Origin of the sequence: Pseudoalteromonas sp. SCSIO 43088 (genome assembly GCF_023650795.1) — a bacterium.
Taxonomy (GTDB): Bacteria; Pseudomonadota; Gammaproteobacteria; order Enterobacterales; family Alteromonadaceae; genus Pseudoalteromonas; species Pseudoalteromonas shioyasakiensis.
This window is the reverse complement of sequence record NZ_CP072675.1, coordinates 1856624-1872795: the sequence shown is the minus strand read 5'-3', so window position 1 is coordinate 1872795 and position 16172 is coordinate 1856624. Positions and strand designations below refer to the sequence as shown.

11 protein-coding genes are annotated in these 16172 nt (G+C 39.7%); 5 read left to right on the top strand and 6 right to left on the bottom strand.

The window, feature by feature from the left end; translation table 11 throughout:
- Positions 1 to 42: 42 nt before the first annotated feature.
- Positions 43 to 1953: a threonine--tRNA ligase gene (gene thrS, locus J8Z28_RS08695; protein WP_054561407.1), complete on the bottom strand. Its 1911-nt coding sequence runs from the start codon at positions 1951 to 1953 to the stop codon at positions 43 to 45.
- A 248-nt stretch (positions 1954 to 2201) separates the two neighbouring features.
- On the opposite strand from thrS, the gene J8Z28_RS08690 reads away from it, so the two are divergent.
- From J8Z28_RS08690 to J8Z28_RS08675, 4 genes are all read left to right on the top strand, one after another.
- Positions 2202 to 3215, top strand: coding sequence for an endonuclease/exonuclease/phosphatase family protein (locus J8Z28_RS08690; RefSeq protein ID WP_058584951.1), 1014 nt, complete (start codon positions 2202 to 2204; stop codon positions 3213 to 3215).
- A 64-nt stretch (positions 3216 to 3279) separates the two neighbouring features.
- Positions 3280 to 3732, top strand: a complete 453-nt coding sequence (locus tag J8Z28_RS08685) for a DUF3010 family protein (protein ID WP_054561405.1) — start codon at positions 3280 to 3282, stop codon at positions 3730 to 3732.
- A gap of 234 nt (positions 3733 to 3966) precedes the next feature.
- Positions 3967 to 5682: an AMP-binding protein gene (locus J8Z28_RS08680; RefSeq protein ID WP_250660327.1), complete on the top strand. Its 1716-nt coding sequence runs from the start codon at positions 3967 to 3969 to the stop codon at positions 5680 to 5682.
- A gap of 252 nt (positions 5683 to 5934) precedes the next feature.
- Entirely contained in the window at positions 5935 to 6909 is a 975-nt protein-coding gene (locus tag J8Z28_RS08675; RefSeq protein WP_250660326.1) for a transposase, read from the top strand.
- 312 nt (positions 6910 to 7221) lie between these two features.
- On the opposite strand, the gene gdhA is transcribed toward J8Z28_RS08675, so the two are convergent.
- The 3 genes from gdhA to J8Z28_RS08660 form a co-directional block, all read right to left on the bottom strand.
- Positions 7222 to 8574, bottom strand: coding sequence for an NADP-specific glutamate dehydrogenase (gene gdhA / locus J8Z28_RS08670; RefSeq protein ID WP_239964464.1), 1353 nt, complete (start codon positions 8572 to 8574; stop codon positions 7222 to 7224).
- An 82-nt stretch (positions 8575 to 8656) separates the two neighbouring features.
- Positions 8657 to 9142 carry a hypothetical protein gene (locus J8Z28_RS08665; protein WP_250660325.1) on the bottom strand — a complete coding sequence of 162 codons (486 nt, stop codon included), beginning with the start codon at positions 9140 to 9142 and terminating at the stop codon, positions 8657 to 8659.
- A gap of 2 nt (positions 9143 to 9144) precedes the next feature.
- On the bottom strand, positions 9145 to 11334 hold the full coding sequence (locus J8Z28_RS08660; protein ID WP_250660324.1) for an LruC domain-containing protein: 2190 nt from the start codon (positions 11332 to 11334) through the stop codon (positions 9145 to 9147).
- A gap of 223 nt (positions 11335 to 11557) precedes the next feature.
- Here J8Z28_RS08660 and J8Z28_RS08655 point away from each other — a divergent pair, with 223 nt between their 5' ends.
- Positions 11558 to 13714 carry an ATP-binding protein gene (locus tag J8Z28_RS08655; protein ID WP_250660323.1) on the top strand — a complete coding sequence of 719 codons (2157 nt, stop codon included), beginning with the start codon at positions 11558 to 11560 and terminating at the stop codon, positions 13712 to 13714.
- On the opposite strand, the gene J8Z28_RS08650 is transcribed toward J8Z28_RS08655, so the two are convergent.
- Positions 13707 to 15104 (bottom strand): M28 family peptidase, encoded by a 1398-nt coding sequence (locus J8Z28_RS08650; RefSeq protein WP_250660322.1) that lies wholly within the window; start codon positions 15102 to 15104, stop codon positions 13707 to 13709. The genes J8Z28_RS08655 and J8Z28_RS08650 overlap by 8 nt on opposite strands.
- A 118-nt stretch (positions 15105 to 15222) precedes the next feature.
- Positions 15223 to 16131 carry a sensor domain-containing diguanylate cyclase gene (locus tag J8Z28_RS08645; protein WP_054561397.1) on the bottom strand — a complete coding sequence of 303 codons (909 nt, stop codon included), beginning with the start codon at positions 16129 to 16131 and terminating at the stop codon, positions 15223 to 15225.
- Between the last annotated feature and the right edge of the window lie 41 nt (positions 16132 to 16172).

Below are 16172 nucleotides of genomic sequence, written 5' to 3'. Positions count from 1 at the left end.
AGCGTGTAGTTGGCTGTTTGTTTTGCCCTACACGCTCATGATTTATTGTCGATTTTTAATTTCTTCGCTTACTTTAGCAACGAAATCATCAACACTAAATTTGCCTAGGTCTTCACCTGTGCGAGTGCGTACTGCCACTTCTTGTTGTTCAACTTCTTTATCGCCAACAACAAGTAAATATGGAATACGTTTTAACGTATGTTCACGGATTTTAAAGCCAATCTTCTCATTTCTCAAGTCAGCAGCGGCTCTAATTCCAAGTTTATTTAATTTTTGTACAATTTCTTGCACATAATCTGCTTGTTTGTCCGTGATGTTCATGATCACAACTTGCTTAGGAGCAAGCCACGTTGGGAACAAGCCAGCGTATTCTTCAGTTAAAATACCGATGAAACGCTCAATTGAACCTAAAATTGCGCGGTGGATCATAACTGGTGTACGACGTTCGTTATTTTCAGCAACATAAGTTGCACCTAAACGACCTGGTAATGCAAAGTCTAGCTGTACAGTACCACATTGCCATGCACGGTCTAAACAGTCATAAAGTGTAAACTCAATCTTAGGACCGTAGAATGCACCTTCACCTGGTAGGTAATCAAACTCAATGTCGTTTGCTTTTAATGCATCAGCTAGTGCAAGCTCAGCTTTATCCCACATTTCGTCTTCACCGATACGTTTTTCTGGACGAGTAGATAGTTTTACAACGATCTTCTCAAAGCCAAACGTTTCGTATGTGTCGTAAACCATTTTGATACATGCAGACACTTCATCCATGATTTGCTCTTCAGTACAGAAGATATGCGCATCATCTTGAGTAAAGCCACGTACACGCATTAAGCCGTGTAATGCACCTGATGGTTCGTTACGGTGACAACAACCGAACTCTGCCATACGTAATGGAAGATCACGGTATGATTTTAAACCTTGGTTAAAGATTTGTACGTGACCCGGGCAGTTCATTGGTTTGATTGCGTATTCACGCTTTTCAGATTCAGTTGTGAACATCGCATCTGCGTATTTGTCCCAGTGACCTGATTTTTCCCATAAACCACGGTCCATCATTAATGGGCCTTTAACTTCTTCGTAATCGTACTCACGTAGTTTTTCACGAACGAAGTCTTCTAGTTCACGGTAAATGCTCCAACCATCGTTGTGCCAAAACACCATGCCTGGTGCTTCTTCTTGCCAGTGCCATAAATCAAGCGCTTTACCAATACGACGGTGATCACGTTTTTCAGCTTCTTCTAAACGTTTTAAATACGCTTTAAGTTGCTTTTTATCTGCCCATGCAGTGCCGTAGATACGTTGCAGCATCTTGTTTTCAGAATCACCGCGCCAATAAGCACCTGCCACTTTCATGATTTTGAAATGTTGACAGAATTTCATGTTTGGAACGTGTGGACCACGACACATGTCGATGTATTCTTCGTGATGGTATAAGCCTGGACGATCATCTTTCGCGATGTTCTCGTCTAGAATTTCCATTTTATAGGTTTCACCACGCGCTTCAAAAGTATCGCGTGCTTCTTGCCAGCTTACGGTCTTTTTAACAACGTCGTAGTTTGTTTTAGCAAGCTCAAGCATACGCTTTTCGATAGCATCTAAATCATCTTGGCTTAAAGAGTGTTCCATATCGATATCGTAATAGAATCCGTTATCGATGGTCGGACCGATTGCCATTTTTGCTTCAGGGAAAAGCTGCTTAACCGCATGACCAATAAGGTGCGCACATGAGTGACGGATAATCTCTAAACCATCATCATCTTTTGCTGTGATAATTTCTAAACGCGCATCTTCGGTGATTAAATCACATGCATCAACACGGGTACCATTAACACGGCCTGCAATTGTTGCTTTGGCAAGACCTGGACCGATATCGCTTGCTACGTCATATGTGCTTACTGGGTTTTCAAAACTACGCTGACTGCCGTCAGGGAGGGTAATAACTGGCATTATAAATCCTTAATACAGTGGTGATGCCTACAATGCATCACATGTAATATTTTTAAAAAATTTTATGTAACTCTGCAACGCTTTTACGAATAAGCATTGCTATTTAAGCATGTATTTACTGAGTCTTCGCAAATACAAGCGACCATTGTCGCCGCTCACGTTCTTAAATACAAGTAGTTAGAAGAGTAAATTGACAATTAGTTAAGTCATTTCATACTTAGTGAGTCAGTACTTTTAGGGTGATGAAGATGCCAAACACGCGTACGTTCAAATTTGCAACGTTTAACTTATTAAATTATACCGCGCCACCCTATTCGTTTTACCAATTACATGAACGCTATAACAATACGCAATGGCAGCAAAAACAATTATTTGTTGCTAATTTTTTAAATGAAGCAAACCCTGATGTGGTGGCGTTTCAAGAAGTGTTTAGTCAGCATGCTCTAGAAGTGCAATGCAAAGAAGCGGGATATGATTATTTTAAAACGGTCGATAGCCCGTCCCATGATAGCCTTTATCCGCAAGTGTTATTCAATCCTGTGGTTGCCATTGCCAGTAAATACCCGTTTAAATCGGCCGATGCATTGACACCATGCCCTGAATTACTTGAGTACTTAAACAATCAAAATGAGTTCAAATTTAACCGCACCCCGATAAAATGTATGATTGATTTACCTGATTTTGGTGAAGTCTGCTTTTATGTTGTTCACTTTAAGTCACAACGTGTGCAATCAATGGCGCATATTCTTAATATTCATAACCTTGAAGATCCGTTGCTGCAGTTGTTACACCAAACTGTGGGTACCATGCAGTCTCAAATATCGCGTTCATTAGAAGCATCTATTGTTTATTATGATGCGCTAAAAACCCAACGCGAAAAGCAATGTGCAACGCTCGTTATGGGTGACTTTAACGATGTACTTACTAGCCCTACTTTATCGTTTATGACACAGGGCTTTCACCCTACACGCTGTGAACCCTGCATAGAACATAACGAACCCGTTGTTGGCCTAACCGACAGCTATGAGTTTAGCCGCTCGTTTTATGATAAGAAAAACAAACCCTTTAGCCATTATTACCAAGGTAAAGGTAATGTACTAGATTATATTCTTGCCTCTGCACATTTTAATCCCGATTGCCAAGTTTCAAAGGTGAAAGCGCTCGACTATGAAAGTTATGACAAGCATATTTCCCCTACACAACTGACCGAAGACATTAGTGTAAGTGACCATAGTGTTATCGCTATAAAAATTCATTTTTAAAGCAACTGTTTTTCATAACGTTACTTGCTATAATTGCGCAAATTAAGTTATTTAGAGAATGACCATGAGAACATGCGGTGTAGAAATTACAGGTAGCGACGTACTACTGTGTATTTTAACCAAAGACAATGACGTATTTGATATCCGTGATGTCAGACAAACACGTTTTACCTTAGGTAACGGTAATGACACAGAAGTAATGCGTAAATTCCAATTTGATTTCAAAAAATTAATGGAAGATTACCAAATTGACTCTGTAGCAATCAAAGAGCGCCAAGCTAAAGGTAAATTCGCTGGTAGTGCGAAAGGTTTCAAAATGGAAACGGCTATTCAGTTAATTGAGCGCTTAGATGTGCAAGTTTTATCTGCAACTGAAATCAAAGAGCAGCTTAAGCGCAACCCAGTGCCTATTGATTTTGAAGACACAGGCCTGAAAAAATTCCAAGAAAACGCATTCATTAGTGCTTACGTGTACATTATGCGTAAAACTTATAAGCAAGATGAGCCAAAAGCTTAGTTGATACTTATTACCAAAAAACGTGCTACGGCACGTTTTTTTACACCCCAAAAACCACTCTTTATTCTGTTTTATTAAAATTACACTCTGTACATTAGTCTTATAAAGCTTTTCTTTGTCGACAATCTATGTTTAGTTAATCAGGTACGCATGTTTTGAAATCATCTTAAATGATTGTTTCAATTCTTTTGCATCAAGTCCATGACAACAAATTAACCGGACACGGAGAATACAATGCAGACAAAGAACACACACATCAATGCGCTTCCACTCACTCAAAGCTATTATCAAGGCCGTACAGACATTCCATTGATAGAACAAACAATTGGACAGTATCTTGACGATATTGTCGACAATTACCCTAATCACCCCGCAATTGTGGTTCATCATCAACAGAACCGATTAACCTATAGACAATACCAGCAGCAGATTAACCAGTTAGCAATGGGGTTATTATCACTTGGCGTAAAACCTGGCGATCGGGTTGGTATTTGGTCACCCAATAACATCGAATGGTGTTTAACTCAATTTGCTACAGCTAAAATTGGTGCAATCATGGTATGCATTAACCCTGCATATCGACCAAGCGAATTAAAATACGCACTCAATAGTGTTGAGTGTTCAACACTTATAACAGCGAGTGAATTTAAAGCCAGTAATTATATAAGCATGCTCAATGAGCTCGCACCGGAACTAAAAGATTCACAAGCAGGTAAATTAAATTTAAACGCCCTGCCACACCTAAAAAATATAATTCGTATTGGAGCTGAGCCTGCTGCTGGCATGTTTAGCTTTAGCGATATCATGCAGCGCGCTACAGATGCCCATAAGCTAGAGCTTGATGCAATTGCTGCTACTTTACATTGTGACCAAGATATCAATATTCAATTTACTTCTGGTACTACGGGTAATCCAAAAGGAGCGACCTTATCGCATAAAAACATCCTCAATAACGGATTTTTGATGGCCCAAGCGATGAAGCTGACACATGAGGATAAACTCTGTATTCCTGTACCGCTATATCACTGCTTTGGTATGGTTCTTGGCAATTTAGTATGTATAAGTAAAGGTGCTACCGCAGTTTTCCCGGGTGATTCATTCGACCCTAAAACAACCCTTGAAGTTGTTGAAAAGGAACGCTGTACAGGCCTGCATGGTGTTCCAACTATGTTTATCGCCGAGTTAGAGCTTAAAGATTTTGCAAACTATGACTTATCTAGCCTACGAACAGGCGTAATGGCCGGCTCAACCTGCCCTGAGCAAGTTATGCGTAAAGTTCACTCATTAATGCATATGAAAGAAGTTGTAATTGGTTATGGCCAAACTGAGTGTAGCCCGATAAATAACGTGACCGAAACAGACTCGCCTCTCGAAAAACAAGTTACCACAGTGGGCCGTGCATTAGCCCATACTGAAGTGAAGATTATCGACGAGCTGGGTGATATTCAAAAAGTTGGCATACCGGGTGAAGTATGTAGTCGTGGTGCTGGAATTATGCGCTGCTATTGGAATGATGAAGAGAAAACGAAAGCAACAATTGATCAAGACGGTTGGTTACACTCTGGTGACTTAGGTGTGATGGACGAAGATGGCTTTGTTGCTATCGTTGGTCGAATAAAAGACATGATCATCCGTGGTGGTGAAAATATTTACCCAAGAGAAATAGAAGAAGTTCTCTACACCTACCCTGGTATTCAAGATGCGGCCATATTTGGTATTAGTGATGAAAAATACGGCGAAGAAGTATGTGCCTGGATCCAACCAAAAGATGATGCAGTGCTTGATGAAAATGACATTCGTGATTTCTTAAAAGATAAACTAGCCTACTTCAAAGTACCAAAGCACATCCGCTTTGTTGAAGAATACCCAATGACAGTAACAGGCAAACTTCAAAAATTTAAAATGCGCGAACAAATGCAAGAACTCCTAAGCGAAAAAGCCTTCTCGTAACCATTTACGTGCAAAAATACACCCTAATTTCAACCAAGCTCAGCACCGCTGAGCTTTTTAAATTAATTAAGACACCCAAATTATGAAAAGATATTAAGACACCCATATTAAATTAAGACGCTCATATTTATTTAAGGAGTTAACCGAGCTTCATATCTAAAGAATTAATTTAAGAAGACACCCAACTTAATATTTCTCACTTCTCAAAATTATGACTAAACTTAAATTGTTCAACTCATGGAGGAGAAGAGCATGGCAACCCCACGTAGAAACTTGATTAGCGTTTCAAACACGCCTTATTACCATTGTATTTCACGCTGCGTTCGTCGCGCTTATTTGTGCGGAAAAGATCCACTAACGGGTCGTTCATATGAACATAGGCGCGATTGGGTTGAAAAGAAACTACTTCAACTTGGGCGAATATTTTGTATTGACATTTGCGCCTACGCTGTAATGAGTAATCACACTCATCTGGTTCTTCACATTGATATAGCAAAAGCTAAGCGTCTAAATAATAAAGCGATTCTTATTAGATGGCACAAATTATTCAAAAGTACATTCCTTTGCCAACGATTCTTAAATGGCGAATTGCTAACACAAACCGAGCTCGCTACGGTTAATACCAAAGTAAATTTATATAGAGAAAGGCTCAGCAGCATTAGTTGGTTTATGCGAGTTCTTAACGAGGGTATTGCACGAAAAGCGAATCAAGAAGATGGATGTAAAGGGCGGTTTTGGGAAGGTCGCTTTAAATCACAAGCTTTACTTGATGAAGCAGCACTTGCCGCTTGCCTTGCTTATGTTGATTTAAACCCAGTAAGAGCAAAAGCGGCCGATTTACCTGAGCAACCTGACTACACCAGTATTAAATCTAGAATTTATGCAGCTCAAAATAATAAGCAACCAAAATCGCTTATGCGCTTTGCAGGTAAACCTCGTAAACATATGCCTAAGGGACTACCATTTGAGCTCAAGACATATCTGCAACTTGTAGATTGGACAGGCCGTTCAATACGAGAAAATGAGCCAGGTAAAATCCCAGAAAATGCGTTACCAATACTTGAAAGATTAAATATTTGTACAGAAAACTGGCTCACACTCACCACTTCCTTTACCCACTCGTTTAAAAATACAGCGGGTAAAGAGCAAGCTATAACTGAGTATGCAAAACACATGAAACGAAAGAGAAGAAGCTCAATAACTAACTGCCAAGCTTTGTTTTGCTAAACACTTAAACTTTTCATTTACTACTTTTATTCATCTATTTTAAATAAATAGAAAATGTCTACGTTCTGAAATTAACTTTAGCTAAAACTAAATGACCAACCCTTAAATCTAAATAATACAAAAGAACTAAACATCATTATATGCAAAATTAGTTCAATCAAAAGCTGTGGCTATCTAGCTTTAAACTACTAAAAGTGGGTGTCTTTTTATAAAATGTATGTCTCTTTAATTCGCTTATCAAAAGCTGTGACTATCTACTTTTTACATACTAAAAGTGGGTGTCTTTTTATAAAAATGGATGTCTTTTATTTATTACACTACTCCTTGTTTTAACATTGCATCTGCAACTCGTTCGAACCCTGCTATATTCGCACCAAGGACCAAGTCATGTTCATTCGAGTACTGCTTGGCAGTAGCTGAAATTGTATCGAAAATAGACTTCATAACTTGCTGAAGTTTCTCATCAACTTGCTCAGCTCGCCACTTTTGCATACTGGCATTTTGAGCCATTTCAAATTGACTGGTAGCAACTCCACCAGCATTTGCAGCCTTACTTGGCCCTAAAAATACATCGTTGTCTTTAAACACTTTTAACGCATCAGCTGTGGTCGGCATGTTTGCACCCTCGCAGACAACAGAGCAGCCATTTTCAACCAAAGCTTCAGCATCTTTTTCGGTAATTTCATTTTGAGTTGCACAAGGAAGTGCAATATCTGCCTCATATCGCCATACATGATGTCCGTCGCTAGGGTATTGATTTACAGGCGTAAACTCAGCACCTTTGTGCTCGTTCAAATAATCCCTAAGCTCAGCACCTCGTTCATTTTTTAAGTGTTTTACAAGAGCCACATCAAGCCCATCTTTACAATACAAGGTCCCTTTTGAATCACTACAGCTAAGAATAACAGCATCGTATTGGTCAAGCTTTTCCATCAAATACAATGCTACATTACCAGCACCAGAAACTAGGCATCGCTTACCTCTTAAAGAATCGCCTTTAGCATCTAGCATGGCACTTAAAAAATATGCAACACCATAGCCAGTTGCTTCTGTTCTCAGTGAAGAACCTGCCATAATCTCAGGCTTACCAGTTAGCACCCCTTCAAATTGATTAGTGATCCGTTTATATTGACCAAATAGATAACCAATTTCTCTCGCCCCAACGCCAATATCACCAGCAGGAACATCTGTGTTAGCACCTATGTGACGATAGAGTTCAGTCATATATGACTGACAAAAACGCATAATTTCATTGTCACTTTTTCCTTTAGGGTTAAAGTCAGCACCGCCTTTAGCGCCTCCTAATTGCAACCCTGTGAGTGCATTCTTCAAAACTTGCTCAAAGCCTAAAAACTTCACCACACTTTGATTGACACTCGGGTGGAACCTCAAGCCCCCTTTATAAGGGCCTAGAGTTGAGCTAAATTCGATTCTAAAACCACGGTTAACTTGCACTTTGCCGTCATCATCAAGCCAAGGAACCCTAAATATTGCTTGCCTTTCAGGCTCAACTAACCGCTCTAGAATTGCCTGCTGTTGATATTCACTATTCCCTTCTACTACCTGATTTATTGATGAAAGCACTTCTTCAACAGCTTGATAAAACTCAGGCTCATTTGGATTAGACTCTTTAACTGATTGCAGTACCTCTTCGATATATTGCATTACAAAATCCTCTTTCAAGCTGTTGAAAATATTCAGTCTATTAGAATTAAACTAACTTAGACATAATATCGATCACTCATGTTTAACGAATAATGAACACCGCTGATTGCTCCCCATCATATTGCCACTCAAAACGCAGTGGTTCATTTTGAGAATCATAAAACCAAACTTCTGCCACAAGCTCTAAGGCACTATTTGCCAGCATCACAGTCGACGTTAATTTGCTTTGTTTTAGAGGTGCCCGCAATAAGCATTGATTGTAATCAGCCTTATTATCATCGCCTTTCAAGCAGATATTTAAATACGCTCTGCTATCACCCATGTTCAAATCAACATCTATGTTTAGTTCTATCTTGCTACTTAAATCAAATTGAGGAGCAATCGTTAGGTCAGCCATTGTCTCTGTTTCTACACTCGTGTCAGGAGGTGTTGTTTCTGGTGGCGGCGTGCTAGTTGTGGGTGTCTGCGTAACAGTTGTACTTACCGCTTCAGTTGAAGAGCTACCTTCACCACCGCCACCACACGCAGATAACATTAAGCTAATGATTAATAGAGTATAATGTTTCATGACTATTCTCCTCGTAGAATAACATTTGCAAGTTTTGCATTATTAAACCAAAGCGGCTTTTCCCGTCCTTCTGATTCAGCAAATGCTCTAAAGTCACTATACGCATGTGTTATATCAACACTCTCTTTTGGATGCGCCCATGAACTGCCAATCTCCATTGCCCAAGGTAGACCAGTTTCAGTTTGGAAATAATAACTTTGAGCACTATTACTGGCATCATCAGAGTCAGTGATTGAAAATAATTGTGAATTGAATTTTTCGGTTGGTTGTTGATTCTTAATATGAACTTCCCAACCACGTGGGTTTTGTCCAACTAAAAACTCACCATGGTAGTGATCTTGAGCTGCGAAAATAAATGGGTCTAAAGTATATTTTGGCGCTTCAATTGTGGTCACTCCATTTTGAAGTGAAACGGTTAAACTAAACGAAACTTTGCTGTTGGTATCACAGCCTGTTTCAGTTCTAAAATAACTACAACTTGACTGCTTATCTGCATAAGCCCAAGTGTCTGGCATGATAATGAAAATAGCATCTTCAACCCCTTGTTCTAATATAGAATGTGATTGTGTTTCGCCATTTATCGTTAAATTAATTGAACTTGTATCTATCTGACTTCTTAATATTCGTTTATCAACATCATCGGCTATCGTTTGATACAAACGAACTGCAAAGCCATTATGAAAATCAGCACCAATTCCAACCAACTCCCCTTCTATTTTGTAACCAATGGCCTGACCTTCTTTATCAATCAATGTAGTACGGTAATTTACAACTAAATCGTTAAAGTCATAATCACCAGCAAAAGGCCATTGATCTTCGTAGGCAAGGGTTACCCAGCCGTTTTCACCTGGGTATACCAAACTTCCATATGTTGTTACCGGGTAATCCTCGACTTCGCCGCCTGTTACCCCACCACTTGCGGTAATTGGGTTAGCCTCGCTGCCATCGGTTACACGAAAGCGTGCCCATGTTGCTCCCATCACAGCATCACTCGGTACATCAACCAGCACACTGTTATCACCTTGATTTAAACTGTATTTACTTACTGTGATTTCGTCTGGATCAAACTGGAAATTTTGATCCCAATCGAACCAAGCATATAAATAACCATTATCATTAGGAGCGGTCACAATTATCTGGCTGGTAGAACCTGCAACAAAATCAGTGACAAATTTAACACCATCATCTGAGCTATCGACGGGCGATGCCTGTAAATCTGCCGGAGTGTTAATGTTTTCACCATCAACAACGGCTCCTAAATAAACTAAATTTGATTGGTCTTCATTAGGGTCAAACAGATGGCGGGCACCACTATCAGCAAGCGCTGTTTTATATGGCATAGGTGCATCGCCAAAGTCGATCGAGTTATCAGTGACTTTTACTTCTGCAATAGCACAACGTGCCCCATCATTTTGATTCGATGTTGGCCCTAAGGTGAACACTGCAGCGGTAGGTGTATAACCAACCACAGGGCTGGTGCTTAAATCTACTTTATGGATTTTACCGCTGCGGTTATTACTAAAATAAAACTGACCTTGCACATCAAAGTAACCTGCACCATTAGCGCCAGTATCGCCGGCTATGTCGAGGTTTGCTATAAAAGTGGGTGTCTTATTATCTAAGTTGATTTCGTAAAGGTCGCCGTTTGACTCAACTGCATACAAAAGATTGCTATGTGGGTGAAAAGCAAAATCATAAATAGCTAAATTCCAGCTTGCTGAGCCTGCAACTAATTGTGCCTGATACTCGTCAGCCTCTTCAGTTAAATCAATGCCATATAAACCAAATTTAGGATGGTATAAATAGTAAATCGCCTGATTAGTTTCACTATTTACATGAATATCACCAACATAAAAATTGGTATCTGGTAGACCATTTACAATCAAACGTTGTAAAACATAATCGTTACCAATACGTACAACACTTCTCGGGGCTTGTTTGCTAAAGCCATACATGTACTGGTCTTGATAATTAAAGCCAACCGCATTTACGCTGTCGTTATTCGCCTCTGTTGTAAAATCCATTGACGCTGCAAGCACGGTGGTTTTGGCAGATACTAGGTCAACGCCAAACATTTGCGCAGGCGAACCTTGAATCAAAAATGCTTTACTTGGGCACTGTTCAAATGGTGCAGCACTTACAAAGCCTGTTGCAAGTGCGGTTATTAGGTAAGCAGGTATGTTACTTTTCATAATTACACTCTCCTGTGGATGTGTTATTACTCAAAGCAGTAACCATTCCAAAATATAACTCACGCTATAACAAGGTGTTATGAAAAATCAGCCTGAGTATTTGCAAGATGCAAGAGGCATAGTTGCATAATGCAATTCTTTTTAGCTATAAAAGCAAATCATTCCCACTTAAAAGAATGGCATGCTAGACTAGTTAGGAATAAAAATAATAATAAACCCCACTATGAAACTTAAAGCCTCTGTAATTCTGTACTTTGCCTTATCAATGAACAGTGCTTTTGCATCAACACTGCAACAAAACATTGATGAAGCCAGAACAATCAGTGACTACCAAAAACGATATGACTATTTAAAAGCCATCGATAAAAAGCTTATTGAGTCTGCCAGCCTTGCAGAACAAGTAAGTTATAACGTTAGATTAATTCACGTTCACATACACCTCGGCCAATTTCAACAAGCGCAAACTATCATTGATGAACTTGAAGCGGGCCCAAAATACAAAAAAGACTCCCCCATTTACAGCGAGTTGTATCTAGCGAAAGCGCGGTTGGCATACAGAAAAAGTGACTTAGAAACCGCAATTTATTTATCGCAACAAAATGTCGCCCTGTTTCAGCGCTTACAACTTACCCATTATGAAATTGATGCCGTGGCGAGTCTTGTCAGTGCTTATCATAATGCTGGCGAGTATCAAGCAGCCTTAAACTTGCTTGAAGTTTATATTCACGACAACAATCGCGAATTAACCTTAAAGCAAAAAGAAATGCTCTATCATGGTTATTCGCGTAATCTTGAACAGTTAGACCGCTTAACGCTTGCACTCGAATATAAGCTAAAACGCCGTGAAGTTATTCAACAGATGTCGCCGTCTATCTCGTTACAAGCCGGCATTAGTTATTCAATTGCTCAAAGTTATTTAGATTTAGAACAATACGAAAAAGCAAAGAGCGAGTTTATTACAGCCCTTAGTTTTGATAGGCAAACGGGCTCACTTTCTGATATCGGACATAGTTTAGTTAAACTATCCCAATGCGAATATGGGCTAAAAAACTACAATGTAGCACTTGAATACGCACAAGAGGCTCAACAGGTGTTCGCAAGTTATAACAGCGCACGAAATACAGCCTGGGCAAACCATAATATTGCGATAAATTTGCTCGAAATCGATAAAGCAACTCAGGCATTAACCATAGAAAAACAAGTGATCACTGAACTCAAGCAAGACGATCACTTATACATAGATGTACTACTTACATTAGCAAAGCTATACATTGGCTCTAATGAGCACGAACAAGCTAAACATTATGCTGAGCAAGCCTACAAGTTAAGCAACCAAAAAAATAAGCTGCAAAAGCAAATCACAGCCCTAGAACATTTGATCACTGTGGCAGAACAACAATCTGATTACAAACAGGCATTGTCGTATCAACGTGCTATTACAGAGCTTGAAAAAGGCTTTGCCCGCAACAACTACAATCAACGTTTAGCGGAGCTGCAAAATTCCATTGCCATGCGCGACCGTGATTTGGCCATTCAAGATTTAAAACTCCAAGATAATGAAAAAAGCCAAGCAATTGCCTCACAGCGCCAAACTATCTTATATAGCATTTTATTATTTAGCTTGCTTTTAGCTGTAATGGGCATTGCTTTATTAAGAATAAGACAGAGAAAACAGCTTATTGAACAGCGCCGAAATTATCTCGATAAACAAATCAGCCAACGTAGTAAGTTATTATCACAAGTTGCTCACGAGTTAAGTGGTCCATTAACCGGGTTGCGCTTACACCTTGAAACGCTCCAAGCAGGCTTAACTCAATTTAATCAGCTTACCTACGAAAAGCTCAACCAAAAAATCACTGATATGGCAACTTTAGTGACTGATTTAAATAAAATTTCACTTTTAGAACAAAGCAGCTTTCAGCTCAACGTAACAACAATTAATGCGGCTGAGTATTTCCAAAGCTTGCACACAGATATGGTGATCCAACTTGATAAATTTGAAGTGAGATTCTCACAAAATGTTGCTGATGAATTAAACTTTGAGTGCGATGCAACACGGCTTTCACAGTTATTTGCAAACTTAATCAGTAATTCGCTTAAGTACACAAATCACCCTGGTAAGATAAATTTGACGATTAGCCAAAATCAAACTCAGCTCTTAATCTGCTATGAAGACTCAGCCCCTGGCGTCAGCGATGAGAGTTTAGCAAAGATTTTTGACCATCTTTATAGAGTGCCAGACTTAAAAACAGTGAAACAGTCAGGTTCAGGAATTGGGCTTGCGATAGTAAAACAAATTGTCGAAGCCCATAATTGGCATATTACAGCTGCTCATAGCGAACTGGGTGGTGTCCGCTATGACCTTACAATTCCTATTTAGTTGATTTTTCTGGCCATTCAAACGCACCAACATCACCAGGAAATACAACCGGTGATTCAATACCGTCTTTGTTTACAGCGGCAACACCAAAATAGTAGTTATCGATAAAAACATTTTTAAGGGTTGCTTCGGTTACATTGCCAACATCGCGGCTAAATTGCCATTGTGGTTCACTCGTGTAACGCCAATAGATTTTATAACTGACCACCGTTGGATCATCGCTTTTATGCCAGGCTAATGTTGTACTTGGCTTTACTGCACCTGAAATACTAACGCCCGTTGGTGGCGCTGGAGCCCATGCCATCGAAGCCATTGTCACTGCATTAAGTGACGTTAACTTCGCCGCATAGGCAAAATCAACATGGTCAATGGTGTCACCGTAGGTAATACCATTTTCAGTACGCAAGTCTTGATGCTGTTGATTATAGTTTTCGTTGGTTTCCATTATACGCACAGCTGCAAAGCCAACATCGTTAAATGGACGGTGATGCCCTCCTCGACCAAAACGATCGAGTCGATATACCAACATGGTATCCAAATTCTCAATGTAGCGATCTGCAATTGTATCTATGTAACGCGCTAGGTTTCGACTTGCAGAGTCAACTTCACCACCGGTAAAACGGCGTTTATGGGCTTGCTCTTTGGTTTCAATAACGCGTGTACCTTCAGAGAAGATACGTGCAGTTGTGTTATCTGTTACCCCATTAATCCCGGTTGAATTACCAATCATGTCGTTGTTTAAAACACCATGAACACGCCAGTTATGCTCTTGTGCATATTTAGCTAAAATTTTACCGCCAAACAAGCCTTGCTCTTCACCAGATAATGCTGCATAAACAATTGAGCCATTAAATTTATACTTTGATAAAACACGCGCCGATTCCAGCACGCCAGCCACACCAGATGCATTATCATTAGCCCCTGGCGCATCTGAGGTATAGTCCATTACATCAGACACTCTCGAGTCAATATCACCCGACATCATAACCATACGGTTCGCATCAACTTGACCGCGCTGAATAGCCACAATATTGACAACTTCAACCGGGTTTGGAATACGCTTTTCACCGGAAATAGTGTCTTTTACTTCGATGATTTCTAGGCAGTTACCGCAGGCTTTAGAAATTGCCTCAAACTCAGACTTGATCCAACGCCTTGCTGCTCCAATACCACGCGTATTTGATTTCGTCTCAGAGAGAGTATGGCGAGTGCCAAAATCAACCAGCGTTTGAATATCTTGCTCTATACGTGTTTTAGAAACAGCATTTGCAATATCATGTAAAGCTTGTTGATCTTTATATTGAGGTGTTGTGGCATGAGCTGCCGAGATCAAAAACAGCGATGAGCTAAACAAAGCACCCGTTGTTGTTATTATTTTACGCTTAAACATAGTTTCACTCCTTCAATGAATCATTCAAGGCTAACTAATATTTCATTTCGCGCAATAGTTATGAGTTAGAAAACAAATTATTAGGTTGAAACCATATACCAGCATTGCCTTAAATAAGTTACCCTGTATTTTTAGCGCCGGGTAACTTTATTCCATCATTGTAAAACACCATACGATTACCCCCTTCATACTTTGCTTTGTACATGGCTTTATCGGCACACTGAATGAGATATTCTGCGTCACCATAATGCTCGGGGAACAATACGGCACCAATACTTGGCGAGTAAATAAGCTCTGCATCGTTATAAATTAAGGGTTGGCAAATCTCGGTTATTAATTCGTCAACCATTTCGATGACGTCTTTTTTGTGTTTAATGCTATTGAGGATCACCACAAATTCATCGCCCCCTAAGCGCCCTACACTGTCTTCTTTTTTTAAGACATGACGAATACGCATAGCAATGGTTTTTAAGAGCTTGTCTCCAGCGCCATGACCATGAATATCATTAACTTGCTTAAAGCCATCAATATCGATAAACAGTACTGCAATCACGGTTGAAATGGTGTTCGCAATCGACAATGATTCCTCAAGCTGGGTGGTTAAGAAACTGCGGTTGGGGAGATCGGTCAGAGGGTCGTGCCCAGCCATATAAATCAGTTTTTGTTCGAGCTTTTTTTGCTCTGTAATGTCATAAGCAATAGCCACTCTAACTTGCTTTTCTTTAGACCAATAAACAGACCATAAAACATGCACTATTCTGCCATCTTTTCTAACCCAGCGGTTTTCAAATCGTGGGTGCTGATCATTGACCACAATTTGATTAATGGCATTGATGGTTTTGGCTCTGTCTTCTGGATAAACAAAGTCCAACATTTTTCTATTAATGGCTTCTTCTGGCGCGTATCCGAAAATTGTTTCAAAGGCAGGATTAGTAAAAAGTAACGTGCCTTTGGCATCAACTACACATACTGCATCGAGTAGAAGCTCAATAATATCTGACAAATAATCCGATGTATCTATGTTCATACGCAACTTTTAGGCTAAGTCTACACTGAGTATAGACGAAA